At 64.4% G+C, this 18,779-nt stretch carries 18 protein-coding genes; 1 reads left to right on the top strand and 17 read right to left on the bottom strand.

Annotated elements, in window-relative coordinates; translation table 11 throughout:
• Window positions 1–12: 12 nt before the first annotated feature.
• The 15 genes from ACFWAY_RS21185 to ACFWAY_RS21115 all read right to left on the bottom strand — a co-directional run bounded on the left by ACFWAY_RS21185 (window position 13) and on the right by ACFWAY_RS21115 (window position 13,077).
• Entirely contained in the window at window positions 13–1,362 is a 1,350-nt protein-coding gene (locus tag ACFWAY_RS21185; RefSeq protein WP_378511997.1) for an MFS transporter, read from the bottom strand.
• A gap of 303 nt (window positions 1,363–1,665) precedes the next feature.
• The gene (locus tag ACFWAY_RS21180) at window positions 1,666–2,856 is read right to left on the bottom strand and encodes an SRPBCC family protein (protein ID WP_378511996.1); all 1,191 of its coding nucleotides are present in this window, start codon (window positions 2,854–2,856) and stop codon (window positions 1,666–1,668) included.
• 48 nt (window positions 2,857–2,904) lie between these two features.
• On the bottom strand, window positions 2,905–4,320 hold the full coding sequence (locus ACFWAY_RS21175) for an aldehyde dehydrogenase family protein (protein ID WP_378511995.1): 1,416 nt from the start codon (window positions 4,318–4,320) through the stop codon (window positions 2,905–2,907).
• Between the two features lie 297 nt (window positions 4,321–4,617).
• Window positions 4,618–5,280 carry a TetR/AcrR family transcriptional regulator gene (locus tag ACFWAY_RS21170; protein WP_378511994.1) on the bottom strand — a complete coding sequence of 221 codons (663 nt, stop codon included), beginning with the start codon at window positions 5,278–5,280 and terminating at the stop codon, window positions 4,618–4,620.
• Window positions 5,281–5,307: 27 nt separating this feature from the next.
• Window positions 5,308–5,829 (bottom strand): flavin reductase family protein, encoded by a 522-nt coding sequence (locus tag ACFWAY_RS21165; RefSeq protein ID WP_378511993.1) that lies wholly within the window; start codon window positions 5,827–5,829, stop codon window positions 5,308–5,310.
• Between the two features lie 11 nt (window positions 5,830–5,840).
• Window positions 5,841–6,155, bottom strand: a complete 315-nt coding sequence (locus ACFWAY_RS21160; protein WP_378511992.1) for a hypothetical protein — start codon at window positions 6,153–6,155, stop codon at window positions 5,841–5,843.
• A 29-nt stretch (window positions 6,156–6,184) separates the two neighbouring features.
• The gene (locus ACFWAY_RS21155; protein WP_378511991.1) at window positions 6,185–6,691 is read right to left on the bottom strand and encodes a hypothetical protein; all 507 of its coding nucleotides are present in this window, start codon (window positions 6,689–6,691) and stop codon (window positions 6,185–6,187) included.
• Window positions 6,688–7,182 carry a lipocalin-like domain-containing protein gene (locus ACFWAY_RS21150; protein ID WP_378511990.1) on the bottom strand — a complete coding sequence of 165 codons (495 nt, stop codon included), beginning with the start codon at window positions 7,180–7,182 and terminating at the stop codon, window positions 6,688–6,690. The genes ACFWAY_RS21155 and ACFWAY_RS21150 overlap by 4 nt, the downstream gene beginning before the upstream one ends.
• Window positions 7,183–7,200: 18 nt before the next feature.
• Window positions 7,201–8,376, bottom strand: a complete 1,176-nt coding sequence (locus tag ACFWAY_RS21145; RefSeq protein ID WP_378511989.1) for a transporter — start codon at window positions 8,374–8,376, stop codon at window positions 7,201–7,203.
• Window positions 8,373–8,855 (bottom strand): Zn-ribbon domain-containing OB-fold protein, encoded by a 483-nt coding sequence (locus tag ACFWAY_RS21140; RefSeq protein WP_378511988.1) that lies wholly within the window; start codon window positions 8,853–8,855, stop codon window positions 8,373–8,375. The genes ACFWAY_RS21145 and ACFWAY_RS21140 overlap by 4 nt, the downstream gene beginning before the upstream one ends.
• A 96-nt stretch (window positions 8,856–8,951) precedes the next feature.
• A complete protein-coding gene (locus ACFWAY_RS21135; protein WP_378511987.1) occupies window positions 8,952–9,764 on the bottom strand; it encodes a mycofactocin-coupled SDR family oxidoreductase in 813 nt (270 codons plus the stop codon).
• Window positions 9,765–9,812: 48 nt separating this feature from the next.
• The gene (locus ACFWAY_RS21130) at window positions 9,813–11,036 is read right to left on the bottom strand and encodes an LLM class flavin-dependent oxidoreductase (RefSeq protein ID WP_378511986.1); all 1,224 of its coding nucleotides are present in this window, start codon (window positions 11,034–11,036) and stop codon (window positions 9,813–9,815) included.
• 1 nt (window position 11,037) lies between these two features.
• Window positions 11,038–11,499: a cupin domain-containing protein gene (locus tag ACFWAY_RS21125; RefSeq protein ID WP_378511985.1), complete on the bottom strand. Its 462-nt coding sequence runs from the start codon at window positions 11,497–11,499 to the stop codon at window positions 11,038–11,040.
• A gap of 196 nt (window positions 11,500–11,695) precedes the next feature.
• Window positions 11,696–12,319 (bottom strand): hypothetical protein, encoded by a 624-nt coding sequence (locus ACFWAY_RS21120; protein WP_378511984.1) that lies wholly within the window; start codon window positions 12,317–12,319, stop codon window positions 11,696–11,698.
• A complete protein-coding gene (locus ACFWAY_RS21115) occupies window positions 12,316–13,077 on the bottom strand; it encodes an MFS transporter (RefSeq protein ID WP_378511983.1) in 762 nt (253 codons plus the stop codon). The genes ACFWAY_RS21120 and ACFWAY_RS21115 overlap by 4 nt, the downstream gene beginning before the upstream one ends.
• A 420-nt stretch (window positions 13,078–13,497) precedes the next feature.
• On the opposite strand from ACFWAY_RS21115, the gene ACFWAY_RS21110 reads away from it, so the two are divergent.
• Window positions 13,498–14,736, top strand: a complete 1,239-nt coding sequence (locus ACFWAY_RS21110; protein ID WP_378511982.1) for a cytochrome P450 — start codon at window positions 13,498–13,500, stop codon at window positions 14,734–14,736.
• 109 nt (window positions 14,737–14,845) lie between these two features.
• Here ACFWAY_RS21110 and ACFWAY_RS21105 read toward each other — a convergent pair whose 3' ends face one another.
• Window positions 14,846–17,275 (bottom strand): CaiB/BaiF CoA transferase family protein, encoded by a 2,430-nt coding sequence (locus ACFWAY_RS21105; RefSeq protein ID WP_378511981.1) that lies wholly within the window; start codon window positions 17,273–17,275, stop codon window positions 14,846–14,848.
• 41 nt (window positions 17,276–17,316) lie between these two features.
• Window positions 17,317–18,762, bottom strand: a complete 1,446-nt coding sequence (locus tag ACFWAY_RS21100) for an aldehyde dehydrogenase (protein ID WP_378511980.1) — start codon at window positions 18,760–18,762, stop codon at window positions 17,317–17,319.
• Between the last annotated feature and the right edge of the window lie 17 nt (window positions 18,763–18,779).

Here is an 18,779-nt window from a genome sequence, read left to right as displayed (position 1 = left end):
AACGATTGGCGCTCAAGCGGGTTCGGCAGCCTTTTCGACGGCGACGGGCGTTTCGCGTTCGGCTCGCTTCTTGCGAGGAACCAGCGCCACCAGCACCGCGGCGGCCACTCCGGCGAACGCGAAGGCGTAGTAGGCCCAGTTCGCGCCAAGGGCAGAACTCATGATCAGACCGGTCAGAATGGGGCCACACACCCCGCCCAACCGGCCGAGACCCACAGCCAGGCCGAGCGCCGTACCACGCGCCGCAGCCGGGTAGAAGACCCCGACGAATCCGTAGACACCTGTCGTGGACGACGCGCAGAAACCGATCAGCAGAACCAATCCGAATACGAGCGCCTGCGCCGGCTGCAGAGTCAGTGCGGACACCGCGAGCGCACCACCGACGAAGCTCACCGAAATCACCCGGCGCGATCCCAGCCGATCCGCCAGACCCGTGATCACCACCATGCCGAACCCGCTGCCCAGGTTGAAGGCGAGCAGGAACGTCAGAGCAGACCCGAGATCGTAACCTGACGCCCTCAGCATCTGCGGGATCCAGGTATTCATGCCGTACGAGACAAGGAGACCGAAGAAAGTGATGAGTGGGAACATGATCGTCGCAATCCTGTATCCAGGCGCGAACAAGAGCTTCAGTCCCGACTTCGTCTCGGAATCTGTGCTCCTCGTCTGATCGAGGGCCATGCCCGACTCGGCGCCGGCATCGATCGAGTATCGCTGCGCCAGCGCACGGGCCTCCGCGTGCCGCCCCTTGCTCGTGAGGAATGCGATCGATTCGGGCAGGTGCCGGTACGCAATGACCAAAAGGACGATGCCCAGGAGGCCACCCGCAGCGAACATCGACTTCCAGCCGAACGCGGGAATCATGAAGATGGCAGCAATGGAAACCACGACTCCTCCGATGGGGAACCCGGTCTGGATGACGCCGTTGTAGAACTGCCGCCGATCGACCTTGACGTATTCCTGCGTGAGCGCAATGAGGGTGGGGAGAGCTCCACCGAAACCGAGCCCGGCAAGCAACCGGAAGAGGCCGAAAGCCTCCAGGTTGGGCGCCATGGCACACAATCCGGTGAAGAGGCTGAAGCTCACGATGCAGGCGAGTACGACAGGTCGCCGACCGATGCGATCCGTGATGTAGCCGGCCAGCATCGCACCGGCCATCATGCCGAACAGTGACAGACTTCCGATCAGTCCTGCTGTTGCGGTGGTGATTCCCCACTGTTCGGTCTCCAACAACGTCGGGAGGACCGCGCCGAACATGATGAGATCGACACCATCGAGGATCGTGATGGCCAAGCAGGTAAGGACCACGGATCGAGCACCCGAAGTGGTCCTCTCGTTCCCCAGACTGGATCTATTCGACATGTTGGTTCCTTCAGGGTGTGAGTATCTGCGTTCGATGTGCCGGTGACGTGCGAGTGACGACGTGAACGTGCATCAACTGGGGGCAGAGCATTCGGACGCACATTCCTTGCGGTCCGTCCAGATGCCAGCCCGGGACCTATACGTCACATCGCTTCAATCTAATGGGTATAGATACCTCGAGGCAAGCAGCTACAGAGGTTGAATTGTCTCAATATGCTGATATTGAGCATGATTCGGCCGAGACAGCAATCGGCGGCCGACAGAGTCGGCCGCCGATCACCAGAGTGCATCAGAAGCTGGTACTCATCCCCATCTCCGTGGATCCGCGAACGCGCGGGCCATCCACTGATGAAAGTGCTGGTTGGCAATCTCGTTGCGCCCGAAGTAGAGCGGTCCGATGTCCGTATTCGCGACAGCCTTCTGCAAGCCCTCGTTGACGACGAGATCCTCGTCCCGAAGCACGGCCATGAGAATGCTCCAGTTCTTGTCCCACCGCACCTTCTGCTCGTCGGTCACTGCAGGCTCTCGCGTGAGCAGACGCATCTGCATCCGAGTCCCGACGGCCGTGCCGGGAGCGGGTACGAAATTGAGCACCTCCAAATGGTCCGGCTGACGCAGCACCGACATATTGGGCATCAGGAAATGCGCAACGGTGATGTGCCGATCGATCGACGCACCCTCGGGTGCTTCACCACGCACCGCGTCGATGCTCTTGCGTGCCGTCACCATTCGTCCGTGCCTGCCCATCGGCTCCCACGCCTGCGCATTGTTGTAGAAGTACGGGGCCACAGTCCCGGCGTGGGTCGAGGTGATGTGGTAGCCGTCGAGGAAGGCGTCCATCAGGACCTTCCAATTGATGTCCACATCGAAGTTCTCGGTGACGTAGCAGGTGTACTTGTCCATCTCCATGGCGGCGAGGGAGTCGTCGAACTCCGAGCCGAGCCACTGCGCGATGTCGATCTTGCGGTCACCTGCTGCCGAGTCGATGGCCCAGACGAAGCCGTGCCGCTCCTCGACCGGAATCTCCAGCAGGCTCACGCAGCTGCGATCCACCGTTCCGAACGTCGGTTCGTCCGCGATCGACCGCAGGCTGCCATCACTCGCGTACGCCCAGCCGTGGTAGCGGCACGAGAAGATCCGCTTCGAGCCCTTCTCATCGGGAACGAGCCTGGCTCCTCGGTGCCGGCAGGTGTTGACGAAGCCACGAACTCCACCGTCCGCCTGCCGAACGAGAACAACCTCATTGTTGGGTAGCTGAACGGTCAGGAAGTCGTTCTTCCCGGGCAGTTCGGTGCTGTGCGCCGCGATGATCGGAACATATCCGAACAGCTCTCTGCGCTCACGCGCCGCCAGCTCCGGGTCCGTGTAGACGCGCGGATCGATCTCGAGGATCTCCGGCGCCAGATCGGTGGTGTCGTTGTCGAGGTGATTGAACATCGCCCGCGCGAAGCCCGTTTTCGTCGCCTCGTCGTACGGCAGATCGGTATATACCATCGTGCACACTCTCCTTCGCGGGGTCCGCTCGGGTCCCCGCACACATCGCTAAAGCTGCAGACTCTTGATTTCGGTGAATTCGTCGAGGCCGAACGCCCCGCCCTCACGCCCGTGGCCGGACTGCTTGAACCCGCCGAACGGCGCAGCACCGTTGAACTTTCCACCGTTCACCTCGATCTGCGTGGCACGCAGCGTGCGCGCGACCGACTTCGCGCGCTCGGGGTCGCCGGACCACACGGCGCCGGCGATACCGAAGATCGTGCCGTTCGCGATCTCGACCGCCTGCTCGGGCGTGTCGTACGGGATGATCGACAGCACCGGACCGAAGATCTCTTCCTGGGCGATCGTGGCGTCCGGGTCCACGTCCGAGAACACCGTCGGCTCCACGAAGTAACCGGTACGGGCCGGCGCGTTGACCGAGCCGGCAACAAGTTTCGCGCCTTCCTTGACTCCTGCACGGATGTAGCCGAGCACCCGCTCACGCTGCGCTGCGGTGACCATGGGTCCGAGCTTCGTGTCGCCGTCGGTCGGGTCGCCCGGTGCGTAGCCGGCGACCGCCTCCGCGGCAAGCTTCTCTGCGGCCGCGAGGCGCGAGCGCGGCACTACCATGCGGGTCTGCGCATTACAGGACTGTCCGCCGTTCATGAAGCAGGCCCGCACGGTGTGCGGCACGGCCTTCGCGAACTCGTCGTCACTCAGGTCGTCGAGCAGCACCGCCGCGCTCTTTCCGCCCAGTTCGACCGACACCCGCTTCACGGTTCCCGCGGCCAGTTCGAGGACTCTCTTGCCGACCGAGTTCGAGCCCGTGAAGCTGACCATATCGATGTCCGGGTGAACGGCGATGGCCTCGCCGACGATCGGTCCGTACCCGTGGACGAGGTTGAACACGCCGGGTGGGATTCCGACCGCGTCGACCGCCTCCGCCAGAGCGCGGGCGGTGAACGGGGCGACCTCGCTGGCCTTGACGACCACCGTGCACCCGGTCACCAGCGCAGCGCCGATCTTGGCGGTGATCTGGTGCAGCGGGTAGTTCCACGGCGTGATGCAGCCGATCACACCCACCGGCTCACGCACGATCAGCGAATTGCGGAGTGGTTCCTCCCAGGGGAAATCCTTCGCGGCCGTTACCGCCTCCCGCAGGTCGACGATCCCCAATCCGACCTGAGCCCAACGTGCGACCCTGTGCGGGGTGCCGACCTCGGCGACGACGATGTCCGTGATCTCGTCCTGCCGCCGCTCCAACTCGTCCGCCAGGAGCGAGACGATTTCGGCTCGTGCGCTCGGCTCGGTCTGCGACCACGGCTCCAACGCCCGCCTCGCCGCGACCACCGCGAGATCGACATCCACCGCAGCTCCCGCGGGGACGTCCCCGATCCGCTCCTCGGTGGTCGGATTGACGACGTCGATACGCTCCGCGCTCGCAGAGGTAGTCCACTTGCCGTCCACATACAAATCAAGGGTCATGATGGCTCACTCCGCATCATCGGTAGATCGAATTCACCGGGCAGCTCGAAAACAATGTTTCTTTCGAAAACCCGCGACAGGAACACGCCGGCACAGAAGGTGGGCGCACTTCGGTCATGGTCGGCCAGCTCGGATATACCGTAAGGCTGTAGATAAACACTGTCAAGTCAGCACACACCCGGTCGAACGTCCGAATTTCCTGGTACACAGCCTTTTTGACGAACAAGCGAGATCGCCTACTTACGTTGGACCCATGTCCTCGGAAGGCTGCCCGCCGGGTTCCAGCAACCGCATCGCTCAGGAGCCGATGAAATCCCGCAGGCTTTCGCCACTTACCGGTGTAGTGGCCAGTCCCATCACCCCGGCCAGGAAACCGCGGATCGTCACCACGAAGAGCTCCCGCGACGACCACTTGTTGGCCGCCAGCGCGCGGGTCAGCGTGGAATGTCTGTGCTCGTTGACGTTCGGGAAAATCTCCCTGTTGTTGACCGGGTCGCGCATGAGGTCGGTGAGAGTGGTCGCGAGTGAGATTTTTTCCAACCCGTCCAGTATCACCACATGCAGGGGTGTCGGTACGCCCCCGTCGTCGAGGATTCGAGCGCACTTCTCATACGTGCTCGTGAGGACGTCACGCGGAAGGAACTGCACCAGCACGAGCGCGGCATTGGGGTGGCGCAGGATCGCGTCGCGGTAATTGAGACCGAGTTCGACGAACCACTCCGCCCAGTGAGTACCCGGCGAATACTCCGGCACGGTCGCCTCCGTCATGATCTCCTTCGCCACCTCCGTCATGAGCTCACGACGATCAGCGAAATGGTGATACAGCGAGGACGTTTTCACGTTCAGTTGCTTGGCAACACGCGGCAGACTGAACGCATCCATTCCTTCGGTGTCGATGATCTCGATGCTTGCCGCGATCGTCGAACTCCGACTGATCAAGGGCTTCGGTGGCCGTCCCATCACTCACACTTTCACTCGAGGTCTGCGTCAGGACCGGTGGTTCAGATCCACGACCTCGCCGTATCGGCTGCGGTGGAAGACCAACGGTTGCGTGGTGGAGTCGGAAGCGAAGTCGAGCAGGTCGGCGACGGCAATCAGGTGATCGCCACCGTCATGCTCCGCAGCGAGCGTCACCTCGAACCAGGCCGCCACACCGCCCAGGATCGGCGCTCCGCGCCCGGCCGGGCGCCACTGCACCCCCTCGAACTTCGGTCCACCCGATTTCGCAAAGCGGTCACTGAGGTTGTGTTGGCCGGAGGAAAGTACGTTGATACAGAATGTTTCAGTGGTACGGATCGCCGGCCAACTCGTCGAACGTCTGCTCGGACACAGCAATACCTGAGGCGGATCCAGTGACAGCGCCGAAAACGACTGGCAGGTGAACCCCGCCGGTTCCTCGCCCACCATCGCCGTCACCACCGTCACGCCGGAACAGAAATGTCCCAATACATCGCGGAGCTCCCGGGTGTCCACCACCGTGCCCGTGCCACTATTCAATCGTGTCGACATGTGCCGTCCTCTCATTCGCACGGTGCGATGTGCACCCTGATCTCGCCTGCCGGATTGAGCCATCCGCGACTGTTTGCGTAGGCGACCATCGCGTCGAAGCTCGCCGACCACGACTCGTCGGAGGCCTGCGCCCCCGCCAGAGCACGGATCGCGCCCGGATCGACGAAGACGTGCTGTTCGCCGGACGGTCTGCCGAGAACGGCAAGGTCGCCTGCCGAGATACTGTGCTCCCGGTCGGCCGGTTCGATCTGGAGGGAGCCGAACTCATCGGCGTCTTCGAGCCGGATCTGCGGCTCACCGGGGGTCCGGTGGACAACGATTCGCACGGGCTTCTCCGCTCTCGGTGGGTCTGGGCTCAGCTGGCGTGTTGTCGAACCGTCGCGTCCGAGGTCACGTTTCGGGTTTCGAGCATCGTCAGCACTTCACCCATCAACAGCTGCACACACGCATCGCGCGATTCCCCCTCCGCAATGGCCGGTACCACGGTGACGCCGTCGGCCACCTCCGCCGACCGGATGTCGAGGATCAAGCTTGCGAGGCCGCTCGGCGTTCCGACGTAGACGACGGTGTCGTCTCCGTCCGTGTTGGTCGTCGACGGTTGCCACCTGGCTTCGGAGCGGGCGGTGCGAGCATCGGACGCGATGTGGACGACGACGTCGAGCAGCACATCGAGCCCACCGGACGCGCCACCGTTTTCGTGTTCGGCCTGAATCCACGAGCGCTTTCTCTGCGCCGCACGAAGGTCCGCAGCTGTGATCCGTACCGTGTCGACGGCACCCGGTCGTCGTACCAGGATGGTGCTGTCGACCGACGCGGTCGGTGTCGACAGGTCCACGGCGACGGTAACCTGCGCCCCGCTCACGACGCTGCCTGTTCCGAACGTGATGTGGTCCGTCGCCACACCAGCGCCGGGGACAGCGTGGTCGTGCGGAACACGAGAGGATCCGACGACAGAGTCATCATGTCGCCGTCGAACCGCACATTGCGTTTCTGGTTGTCGCCGATCCAGTTCGGGTACAGCGATACTGCCATCTCGTGCCAGACAGCCGAGTTGTCCTCGTCGACGCGGTAGGGGCCCGAATACGCGAGGTATCCGCCCGCAGCCTCACTTCGCTCGCTCACCTCGCCGCTGTGCACGTTGGGCGACCGGTACCGGGTTCGGTCGGGGCGCATGATCTGTGCCGACATGAACCCGCCTGCCGAGTAGATGATCAGTCCGCGAGCGTCGAGGCCCAGCGGGTAGTCGACCGTCCCACTGTCGGTGGTCGTCGAATACTCGACGAGCTCCCAGGCGCCGACGATTCGGTCCGCGATCGACACGCCATCGATGTCGGTGTCGGTGTCGGTGCTCATGTCATGCTTCCTTTCAGCTCACAGCACGTCGCGCGTGCAGAGAAGGACCGAACTCGAGAGTGCCGCCATGGGTCCACCGATGAAGAGGGACACCTTCGCATCGGGAACCTGGTTGGTCGAGATTCCACGCACCTGGCGCACGGCCTCGACCGCCAGCCCCATTCCGTTGACGAACGAATCCGCGAGGTTGCCACCGCTGGTGTTCACCGGAAGCAGTCCGTGTGGAGCGGTCAGATTCTCGACTGTCATGACCTTGCCGGCTTCTGATCCGCGCGGGCACAGTCCGTGATCGATTAGTGCGGCCACACCGGAGCCACTGAAGTTTTCGTAGACCTGGACGACATCGACCTGGTCGGGACCGAGGTCGGCATCCGCCCACAGGGTTTCCGCGACCCCAGCGGCGCCGGAGAATCCGGCCGAGGTGTAATCGAGATCGTTCTCGGTGTCGACGGCGTATCCGCCGACCGCGCCCTGGCAGCCGGCCAGCACATACGCCGGATTCGGATGGAGCTTCTCGGCACGATCGGCGGCCACCAGGATCAGCGCGACGGCTCCGTCGTTCTCCCGAGAGCAGTCGTAGAGCCGGTACGGCTCGACGATCATCCGGGCGGCCTCGTAGGTCGATTCGTCGAGTGGACGACCGAACGCGGCGGCATCCGGATTCTGCTGCGCGTGGAGGTAGTCGGCGAGAACCAGCGACCTCATCGCGGATTCCGGAACACCGTCGTGCTCGAGCATCCGCTGGGTGCGCAGCGCGCACGATTGGGCCGGTGATCCGACGCCGTGCGGAAGCATGTGACCGTCGAAATGGTGCTTGGCGTATCCGAGACGCCCGGAATCCTGTTGTGCCATGGCGCGATACACGACAACACACTGTGCTTGACCGGCCGCGATGGCGACCGCCGCGTTGGTGATCGCCGCAGCGGCGCCGCCCCCGCCACCACCCCAGATCATGTTCGACCATCGGATCCGGTGCGCCATCAGCGACGCACCCACGACCGTCCCGTCGTTCTCACCGCCGCCGTACGAGACGAGGCCGTCGATCTCGCGTGGCGACACACCGGCGTCGCCAGCAGCTTGGACAATCGCCTGCAAGGTCATCCGAAGCTCGCTGTCGGGCGATTCGCCTCGCTTGTAGTGGAATTCGCTGACGCCTACCACTGCTGCCGCACCACGCAGAAATGTATCGGTCATCGTTGTGCTCCCCGCTCGGTCTGGGTTGACGTGCTCACGCGTTGCCATCGGAGCAGCGGCCAGGGTGTCTCGGACGGCTGTTGGATGATGCCCGCAACTGCATCACCGATGGCGATGTCGGTATCGCTGCTCTCCGCCAGCAGACCGAGGACTCGGCGTCCTCCGGCATGCGGCAGTTCGACGAGAACCGTGACGTACGGCAGTTCGCCGGCCAGTTCCGGGATGAAGGGGTGCCAGGTCCGCGACCACGAGAAGACCCGTCCGACCGGTTCCACCGCGACCCACTCCGGGTCGAACGTCTGGCACCGGCCGCACATCCACCGTGGTCCCCAGATCCACAGGTCACACTCGCCGCACCTTTGCAGCCGCAGCTCACCCGCCCGCAGGCCCTCCCAGTACGGCAGGTCGAGGCCGTCCGCGGACGGGCCGACCAGTGACGTGGCCGGGAACTCGCGGGCCAGGTCGGCACTCGGTGTCATCGAGTCGCTCCGCTCTCGTGAATTGACATGTTGCTCCTTGCCCCGCAAGTGGGTGTCGCGGCGAACCTCTTCGGTCAGTGCCTGGTCAGTGCCTGGTCAGTGCTTGGTCAGGTAACCCGCGTCGATCGGCAGGTCGATCCCGGTCACGTATTTCGCGGCGTCGGATACGAGCCACAGCACCGCGTCGGAGATGTCCTGGGGTTCGAGCATTATCACGTCGAGCAGGTTCGTGCGGTCGTTGTGCTTCCACTTGCGCACCACGTGCGGCAGCACCTGCGACAGGCCGGCCGCCATGGGCGAATTGACGCCGGTCGGGTTGACAGTGTTGACCCGGATGTTGTGGTCGGCGAGCTCGAATGCGAGGGTGTCCTTCAGGCCCTGGAGGCCGTGTTTCGCGGCACCGTAGTGCCCCCACGACGGGGAAGCGCCCAGTCCGTCGACGGACGAAGTGATCACGATAGATCCGCCTCGGCCTCCGTCGATCATCACGGGGACGACGGCCTTGCAGGCTTTCCACGCCCCGGTGAGGTTGACGTCGAGCATGGTCTGCCATGCGTCGTCGTCGATCTCGATCGTGGACTCGGCGTGATCGTGGATGCCGGCGTTGGCCAGCAGGATGTCGATCCGCCCGAACTGCGATACGGCCAGGTCCGCGACCGCCTTCATATCCGCACTGCTCCGGACATCGGCCTGGATGCCGGCAATCTCGCCCCCGGCTTCCTTCACCAGCTGGATCGTCTCCTCGAGGTCGTCCGGTGTCGCGAGTGCGTACTGCACTTCCTTGATCGGTGCCGCGACGTCGCACACCACGATCTTCGCGCCGGCAGCGGCAAGGGAGAGTGCGTGAGAACGTCCCTGTCCTCGTGCGCCGCCGGTGATCACAGCTACTTTTCCGTCGAGTGAAGTCATCAATGCTCCTGAGTACAAATGAGAGGTGTCGATTTGAGAATTGCTGTACTACCGAGCATTTTTCACACGCTCGTAGTCCATCGTCGCCTGGCTGATCCCGGTCGCGAACCGCTCGCTGAAGCCTTCCTTGCGTGCCTGCGTCCAGTGGTAGGAGTTCAGGAGCGGTTCGCATGCACTCGTGAAGCGGGGCATGACGTCGCGCATGAGAATTCGGTACATGCGCGAGGTGGCCTCGGTGTCGGCCCAGTCGTGCGCCGTCGCGAGGAAGGTGCCGAAGCCGCCGGTGCGGTCGATGATCTTCTGGATGTAGGCGATGGCGTCGTTCGAGTCGCCGATGCAGCCGTATCCGGATTCGTTGACACGCCGGACGAGCTCCTCGTGCGCGACCTGCTCGCCGGGCTCGATCATCTTCATCGGGGTGACCACGTGGCGGTAGTCCATGAAGTCACGCAGGCCGTACCTGGTGTCCTCCACGGCCTGCTCGACGGTGTCGGCGATATGGATGTTGCCGACGATCGCCCAGTCGCCGCGGTCCACGCTCTGCCCGTGCTCGTTCGCCTCATGGGTGGTGATGCCCCACGTCTGCTCGAGGAGTTCGATCGACTTGTCGCCGGTGCCGCCGATGGATAGCAGGCCAAGTCCGTATTTCCCGGCCAGCTTCGGGCCGGACGGCGACATCGCGGCCGCGACCGTGATCGGGAGGCCCGGGTACGAGTAGGGGCCCAGCTGGACGCGAGCGTCCTCGAGGGTGAACCATTCCGTCTTCCGGTCGACCGGACCCGGCGTGCCCAGCAGTTCCAGGATGGCGTCGAGGGATTCTTCCATCCGCGGCCGCAACAGGCTGTAGTCCATGCCCATCATCTGCGAATCGGCCACGAGCGCACCCGGCCCGACACCGATGCGGATACGTCCACGAGTCATGTGATCCAAGAAGGTGATTCGATCGGCGACCATCAGCGGATGGTGGTAGGGCAACGAGATGACCCCACTGCACAGCTCGATGCGTGACGTCCGCTGCGCAGCCGCAGCGATCATCAGTTCCGGCGACGGCCCGACCTCGTATCCACCACTGTGATGCTCCCCGAACCACACCTGATGGAATCCGAGCCGATCGAGGTCCTCGACGTGGCGGAGATCCTGCTCGATCGCCATCGTGGGATTGCGTCGAGGGTTGTGGTACGGCGGAAGGAACACACCGCACCGAAGTGGCGCTTTCCTCGCAGCCGGCGCAGCACTCTCGGACGACCCGTTGTTCGCAACTGTCGGTTCCATGTCAGATCTCCTGTCGGTCATTGCGTGAGGCGCCGCAGATGGTGACGATGGCGCGGGCTGTCTCGCCTCCACGGTTGTGCCATCGGTGCTTGTTGCCGTTGACCACAACCGTGTCGCCGGCGCACAGTTCGATCTCCACGCCGTCGTCGAGCTCGAGCACGAGCGAGCCCTCGAGAAGGACGTGCACGTCCACGGAATCGGTGCGGTGAAATCCCGGTGCGGCGTCGTCCATATCGACAATTCCGTTGTCGTTGTCCCCGATTCGTCCGGGCGCGAGCACCCAGCCGATTACCCAGACTCCTCCGGGGTCCGGAAATCCGACGACGTCCGGCACGACACCGGAATTAGGTACCTCCGGAACCGAATCGGTTCGCCAAATGGGGTCGATACCGGCCGCGTCCAGCCTTTCGACGTTCTCGTCGACAGCGAGTACGGCTGCGCCGTTGCGTTCGACAGCGATCACGCGACGAAAGCTCATTGATGCCCTTTCGGGAGATGATCGGGAAACGGCCACCCTTCGAAAAGGGCTCGTGCGGAAGGAATTCGTTTACTGCCCATTCGGAGGTGCCCCTGAACGACCCACCCGCAGGCCGTTCCGTGGATCACCTCATTAATCTAATGTCTATCGATTCTTTGGACAAGCCCGGGAGGGGAATCCGTCAGCCCGATACGCGATCACCGGGCCGAGACGGCTCGATGGCGGCCGACACTCCCGACGCGGTAGCGCGACGCAGAGTACGTGCACACCACCCCACCAGAATTCCGGCGATCGCCGCCGGTATCGCCGACAACAGCAGAACCATCGAACTCGCCATGTTCGCAGCCAGCAAGGCTCCACCCAGCGCCGGCGCGAACAGCCCACCCATCCGGCTCACTCCGAACGCCCAGCCGATCCCTGTCGCACGCACCGACGTGGGGTGCGCCTGCGCCGCGACCGAGGTCAGGGCCGCTGCAAGCCCGATCGCGCCGAACCCCAGGGTGAAGCAGAGTGCGCCCACCGCGATCGAGGAAGCGCCGACCATAAGGTTCCACGCGAGCAGGGAAACCGACGCAATGGTGGCAATCGGCCCGAGGACTGCGGCGGCGACACCGAACCTGCTTCGATCCATCGCCACACTGGGCGCCAGCGCCCCGACGATGCCACCGAGCGTGGCGAGCGATGTCGCGAGCAGCGCGGTGCCTTCTTCCACCCCGTTGCCTGTGAGGATGGTCGCCAGCCAGCTGAGCACGAAGTAGCTCCCGAAGAGCGCAAAGAACATCATCGACCAGATAGGCACCGTCAAGGCTGCTCCTCCGTTGGCGAAGAGCGCAGCGACGCGTGCACCGGCCGGCTGAAAAGGCAAGAGATACTCGGTGTCCGCGCTGTGGGTCGTGCCGACCTCGATCCTGTCGAGGATGGCCGCGACCTTCGCCGAGTGGCCGGACTTGGCGAGGTACTCGATCGACTCGGGGAGCCACCGCACGTTGCAACCAGGATGACGAGAGGAATGACACCGGCGACCAGGAGCAGCGTTTCGCCGCCGTGCAGGGGTACCAGTCGGGATGCAATGAGTCCGACAACGAGGCCACCGACAGCAGTTCCCGAACTGAGCACGGTGACCGTGGTCGCCTTCAGGCGCGTCGGCGGATACTCGTTGCCCAGGGCGAATCCGTTGGGTACCGCGGCACCGATTCCGATTCCCGCGACGAAGCGACACGCCGCGAGTGCCAGGATCGAGGACGCGAAGAAGGAAGGAATGGCGGCGAGCCCGAACACGACAATCCCGAGACCCATGATTCGCTTGCGCCCGTAGCGGTCCGCCAGCGGTGCGATCAGGAAGTTCGACAGAATCTCGCCGATCAGCGCCGCCATGACCACGATCGAGAAGTCGGCCGCCGCGACGCCATAGGAATCCGCGAGGCTCGGAATCGCGTAACCGATCGACAGGACGTTGATTCCGTCGGCAAACGCCAATGCCAAGCAGATGGCGATTGCTCGCCGCTGGAAATTCGACACAGGAACCTTGTCGACGATCTCCGTGATCCTGACCGATGAACTCAAGGGAGTGATCCTTCTGGGCAGCATGGGCCTCGACCTACCGCCCGAGGCAGTTGGGAAACATGATCTCCTGTGCTGAACGGAGATTCGGCGTTCACAAGCAAGTCGCGATCCGCCACACGTCACGCGAGAACCCTTCCGCCTCGGCGTGTCGAGGATCACATCCGGTTAATCTAAACCCCATCGGTTAATCGGTCAAGGGAACCGCCCCTGCCCCGTCATTTTGTAGACCGAAACGGACATATAACCCAGATCCGGTTGACCGCGAGGAATCCGCTGATCTACCTTCATTCCCAGGCAATCGCCCTCTCACCATGTCAGCCCGCGCGCGTACACCACGCGCGAATTCACCTGACGCACCCGGAAGACCGCCTCGACTACCGAGGTGATTCTTCCGGATCACTCTCCTCGCGAAGGATCGCCATGACCACGACACAGATCGACCTTCCCGCGCACCTGGTCACCGATTTCGATGTGTACGATCCGTCCCTGGCCGTGCCGACCGATGTGTTTCAAGATCGGGTCGCCGCGCTACGCAAGCAAGGACCGATCCTGCACTCCCCGCACCACGGCGGGCACTGGGTTGTCACGGGATACAAGGAAGCTCTCCAGGTTCTCCAGGACCCTGCGACGTTCTCGAGCTTTCCCAACAATCTGTTGAATGCCGCGCAGGGCAAGTTCCTCCCGCTCGAACTCGACCCGCCGGAGCACAGTTACTACCGGCAGGCCTTGCAGCCGCTGTTCAGCCCCAAGCAGATGAAGGCGCTCGAACCTGAGATCCGGGCAATCATCACCGAACTGCTCGACCAGTTCGCGCACAGGGGCGAAGCCGAGTTCATTTCCGACTTCGCGCACGAGCTGCCGACGCGAATCTTCCTTGCACTCATGGGATGGCCGCTGAGCGACGCACCGCGGTTCACGGAGTGGACCGACATCACGCTCCAGGGCATTCCCGGGGCGAGCGAGGAAGAATCCGCCGAGGCACGCGCGAAGGCTGCCGCCGACATCTACGAATACTTCGGTCAAGTCGTCGCGCGGGTCCGTTCCGGCGAGGACACCACCGACTCGCTCACGACGCAGATCATCAACACACCACTCGACGTCGCCGGAACACCTCGGCAGCTCACCGACGAGGAACTCAGTCGGATGTTCTTCTTGCTTCTGGTCGCGGGACTGCACACGGTCCAGGGTGCTCTCGCCTGGGGGCTGATCCACCTGTCGAACAACCCCGAGCAGCGCTCGGCGATCATCGATGATCCGACGTTGATTCCGTCGGCGGTCGAGGAGATTCTGCGCATCGAGACCGCCACCAGCGCAGGGCGGCGGGCCACCCGCGACATCGAGATCGGCGGGGTCTCTGTCAAGGCCGGCGACCAACTATTGGTGGTGATGACCGGTGCCAATCGCGACGAGAATGAGTTTGACAACCCTGATGACCTCGAGATCGAGCGGCATCCCAACCGTCACATCGGGTTCGGTGCCGGCCCGCATCGTTGCCTCGGCTCCCACCTCGCACGGCTCGAGCTGAGACTGGCCATGGAGGAAATCCACACGAGGATTCCCGACTATGCCCTCGTCCCGGGCGATTCTCCGGTGTTCCATTCGTCTCAGGTCCGTGGGTGCGCGAAGCTGCCGATCACGTTCACACCGTCGACACGCTGATATCGGCGCGAGACAGGCTGATCACGCCCCGCAGACGCCAAGGTCCCCGGAGGAATTCCGGGGACCTTGGCGTCTGCATCTGAACGCCGCAGTCATGCAGGTGAGGCGGTCACACACCTGACGGTACTGCCGACAGCGCCGGATCGTCAGCGGGCGGCTGCAGCACCCCGTCCCGGACGTGCGAGTCGATCTCGGCCCTGCCCATGCCGAGCAGACTTTCGCAGATCTCGCGTGTCTGCTCACCGGCGAGCGGCGCCTGGCGCAACGGCCAGTCCGGCAACGTGGCGAAGTGTGCCACCTGCTTCGCCGTCGGAAGCATCGCCGGCAGCAGTTCGTGCGCGAGCTCGGTGTAGGCGCCGCGCGCCACCAACTGGGAGTTGGTGAGCAATTCCGGCAATCGGATCATCGCGCCGCTCGGGACACCGGCGGTCTGCAGCGTCTCCATTGCCTCGGTCGGCGTGTGCAGCGTCAGCCACTGTGTCAGCACCTCATCCACCTCGGCGCGGTGTGCTGTCCGGAGCTCGGTGGTCGCGAATCGTGGGTCGTCGATGAGGTCGAATCGTCCTAGCACCTCGCACAACCGGACCCAGTCCTCGTCGTCCCGAACCGTGACGACACACCACTCGTCGTCACCCGCACACGGGTACACCCCGGATGGTGCCGAGTACGGATCCGCATTGCCCGGTGCTTTGATCGAGCCCGGTTCGAGGTGTTCCGCGACGAGCTGGTTGCCCAGTTGCACGACCGCCGTGTCGGCCTGGGCCACTTCGACCGCGGCACCGCGCCCGGTCCGCAGCCGGTTGATCAGCGTGGCGAGAATCGTGGTCGCGGTGACCTGCCCCGCGATGTGATCGGGATAGACGGTGGAACCGTCGCACAGTCCGTCGGAGGTGTCCGCGTATCGCCAGAGCGCCGAGACGCCGCAGGCCGCACGCACCAGCGGTCCGTAGCCGAGCCGCTTGTTCCACCGACCGACGCTCCCGAAGGCGCTGCTCTCGGACACGACGATGCGCGGGTTGATCGCGGCGAGCTCGTCGTAGGACAGGCCCATCGAGGTGAGTGTGCCGGGTTTGAAGTTGGCGAGCACGATGTCTGCGTCGGCGACCAGCTGCTTGAAGATGCGGATGCCCTCGGGGCTGCGCAGGTTCAGCCCGAGGCTGCGACGGTTGCGGTGCCCCCACGCCACCGATGCGGCCAGCGTATCGCCGCGCCGCGACTGCCGCAGTCCGTCGGGGAAGTTCGAGTTCTCGATCTTGATGACATCGGCACCGTTGTCCGCAAACTGACGCCCGAGTTCCGCGCCGAAGACGACGACGCCCATATCGAGGACTCGAAGCCCCTCGAACGGATGCGAACCCGGTTCACGCTGCGGCGCGGCAAACGGATCCCGGGGCTCGCCGACGGCCGATCCGAAAACCACGTCGTTGTGTTCACCGAGTTCTGGTGCACGGGTGTGTAATCCAGCACGTTGCCCATCGATCTTCACGTATCCGGACGGGACGCGCGCGGTGAGACCGGAGGCGATCTCGGTGTCGACGAACGTACCGGACGCGTCGAAGTGCTCAGTCGTGAGAACCTCCGAGACAGTGTTGAGGCCGCCGATCGGGATGCCCCGGGCAGCGCCTTCGGTGACGAGTTGATCGCGGGTGTAGGTACTGAACAAGGTGTCGATCAGCGGGTTGAGTCGGGCGGACGCTCCGAAACGTGCGGGGATGGTGTCGTACTTCGGGTCTGCGAATTCCTCGGGTTCGCCGAGCCATTCGAACATCGCTCGCCACTGCCGTTTCGCAAGCAGACAGATACGCACCTGCCCGTCGGCACAACGATAGACCGGATAGAAGTTGGCGGCGTCGGGCCGGCCACGCGGGTAGTCCTCGGAGCGACCGGCGGCAGCGGAGCCCTGCACCCCGAAGCCGGGGTCGAAGCCGTGCACGATGACCTCGAACGCCGAGATGTCGACGGTCTGCCCGCACCCGGTGTGCAACCGGTCGAAGTAGGCGAGCAGTGCCGACCACGCCGTGTGCACGCCTACCGACTCGTCGATCAGGCCGTTGGGTGGCAGCAGCGGCCGCTGCGCCGGCTCGCCGGACCGCGACAGCACACCGCTGAGCGCGTAGAGCACCTGTTCCGTCGCCACCCAGTCGCGATACGGACCGTCCTGGCCGAAGCCGGTGATCGACACGGCCACGAGCGCGGGATTGATCCGGACCAGGTCCGCGGCACCCACGCCGCGCGCGGCGAGGTAGCCCGGTGCAAACGACTCCAGGAGAATGTCCGAGCGCCGCGCGAGGGCGCGCAGCCGTTCCCGGCCGTCGTCCTCGTCGAGATCGAGGGTAACGCCGAACTTGTTCGCATTGCGCAGCGCGAACGGAATGCTCACACCGTTCCGGACCGGTTGCGCCGAACGCGAGCCTGAGCCTCCGGGAAGTTCGACCCGAATGACCTCGGCCCCGAGGTCGGCGAGGAACCGGCCTGCGGTGTCGCCGAATCCGTCCGTCAGTTCCAGTACCCGGACACCCTGCAGTGGTAGTGCCATCATGTGCTCCAAAGTGTGTGCTTGTCGCGAAACCTGGGTCCTGGTCAGCGTGTTCCGAAGTACACCGACTTCGCGGTGAAGTACGGTGCCAGACCTTCCGGGCCGAGCTCGCGGCCCAGCCCCGACGACTTGACGCCGCCGAACGGTGCGTCCAGGTCCAGGGCGTAGTAGTTCACGCCGACCGTGCCGCTGTGGATTCTCGCGGCCAGGTCGAGTCCGTGCTGTTCGTCGGTGGTCCATACCGTGCCGCCGAGGCCGTATTCGGAGTCGTTGGCGATGGCGACTGCCTCGTCCTCCCCGTCGTACGCGGTGAGGGTCAGCACCGGACCGAATATTTCTTCCTGCGCGATGCGCGCGGAGTTGTCGACACCGGTGAACACGGTCGGTTCGACGAACCAGCCCTGCGGCTGCGCTGCGGGAACGCCACCTCCGGTGGTGATGCGGTAGCCGGCGGCGCGGCCGGCCTCGATGTAGCCGAGGACGCGGTCGCGCTGCGCAGCCGAGACGAGCGGACCGATATCGGTGGCCTTGTCGAGCGGATCACCGACGGTCAGCGCCCGCACGGCCTCGGTGACCGCGTCGACCACCTCGTCGTATCGCGAGCGGGGGGCGAGGATCCGGGTACTCGCGTGGCAGGTCTGACCGTTGTTCACCAGCGACACATCGAGCAGGTTCTTCGCGAACACGTCGAGATCGGCGCGCTCGGTGACGATCGCCGCGGACTTGCCTCCGAGCTCGAGGGTGACCGGGCGCAGCAGCCGACCGCACACTTCGCCGATCGCGCGGCCTGCGGCGGTGGACCCGGTGAACGCCACCTTGTCGACGCCCGGGTGCCCGACCAGGTATGCGCTCGCCGCTCGGTCGGCAGGGACGATGTTGATCACGCCGTCGGGCAGACCCGACTCGACCGCAGCCTCGGCGAAGGCGAACGCATCGAGCGCCGTCTCGGGGGCGGGCTTGAGCACCACCGTGCACCCGGCCGCCAGGGCGGGAGCGAGTTTCATCGCCGCGAGCGGCTGCGGATAGTTCCACGGCGTGATGGCCGCGACCACACCCACCGGGTCGCGGCGCACGACGGTGCGACCACCGAATGCACTCGGCCGCACATCCTCGTTGGCGGCATCGCGGATCAGCGCTGCGTAGTACGAGAGCATCGCCGCGGGGCCGAAACCGTTGACACCACCCGACAGCGCGATCGGCATCCCGTTCTCGCGGCTCACCAGCCGGGAGGTGTCACGGCCACGGGATTTGAGGGCAGCGGCGAACGTGTCGAGCAGGTCGGCGCGCTCAGCGTTGGTCAGTGCGCTCCACGGCCCGGACAATGCAGTGCGCGCGGCCGCGACAGCCTCATCGATGTCGGCGTTGGATGCCATCGCGGAGGTGCCCAGCACCTTCTCGGTGGCTGCCTCGATGACATCGACGGTGCCTCCGGACTTCGGTGCCACCCACCGGCCACCGATAAACAGTTCGTTCCTGTCCTGATCGTTCATGTCGTGCCTTTCGGAGG

This window comes from Rhodococcus sp. NPDC059968, from assembly GCF_042738615.1.
Taxonomy (GTDB): domain Bacteria; phylum Actinomycetota; class Actinomycetes; order Mycobacteriales; family Mycobacteriaceae; genus Rhodococcus_F.
This window is presented reverse-complemented; position numbering and strand designations above follow the sequence as displayed.

Coding starts and splice junctions, on each gene's coding strand:
- ACFWAY_RS21105 (WP_378511981.1), bottom strand. CDS start 17,275: ATGATGGCACTACCACTGCAGGGTGTCCGGGTACTGGAACTGACGGAC.
- ACFWAY_RS21175 (WP_378511995.1), bottom strand. CDS start 4,320: ATGACCCTTGATTTGTATGTGGACGGCAAGTGGACTACCTCTGCGAGC.
- ACFWAY_RS21130 (WP_378511986.1), bottom strand. CDS start 11,036: ATGGAACCGACAGTTGCGAACAACGGGTCGTCCGAGAGTGCTGCGCCG.
- ACFWAY_RS21150 (WP_378511990.1), bottom strand. CDS start 7,182: ATGAGCACCGACACCGACACCGACATCGATGGCGTGTCGATCGCGGAC.
- ACFWAY_RS21140 (WP_378511988.1), bottom strand. CDS start 8,855: ATGACACCGAGTGCCGACCTGGCCCGCGAGTTCCCGGCCACGTCACTG.
- ACFWAY_RS21145 (WP_378511989.1), bottom strand. CDS start 8,376: ATGACCGATACATTTCTGCGTGGTGCGGCAGCAGTGGTAGGCGTCAGC.
- ACFWAY_RS21110 (WP_378511982.1), top strand. CDS start 13,498: ATGACCACGACACAGATCGACCTTCCCGCGCACCTGGTCACCGATTTC.
- ACFWAY_RS21185 (WP_378511997.1), bottom strand. CDS start 1,362: ATGTCGAATAGATCCAGTCTGGGGAACGAGAGGACCACTTCGGGTGCT.
- ACFWAY_RS21180 (WP_378511996.1), bottom strand. CDS start 2,856: ATGGTATATACCGATCTGCCGTACGACGAGGCGACGAAAACGGGCTTC.
- ACFWAY_RS21100 (WP_378511980.1), bottom strand. CDS start 18,762: ATGAACGATCAGGACAGGAACGAACTGTTTATCGGTGGCCGGTGGGTG.
- ACFWAY_RS21165 (WP_378511993.1), bottom strand. CDS start 5,829: ATGTCGACACGATTGAATAGTGGCACGGGCACGGTGGTGGACACCCGG.
- ACFWAY_RS21170 (WP_378511994.1), bottom strand. CDS start 5,280: ATGGGACGGCCACCGAAGCCCTTGATCAGTCGGAGTTCGACGATCGCG.
- ACFWAY_RS21135 (WP_378511987.1), bottom strand. CDS start 9,764: ATGACTTCACTCGACGGAAAAGTAGCTGTGATCACCGGCGGCGCACGA.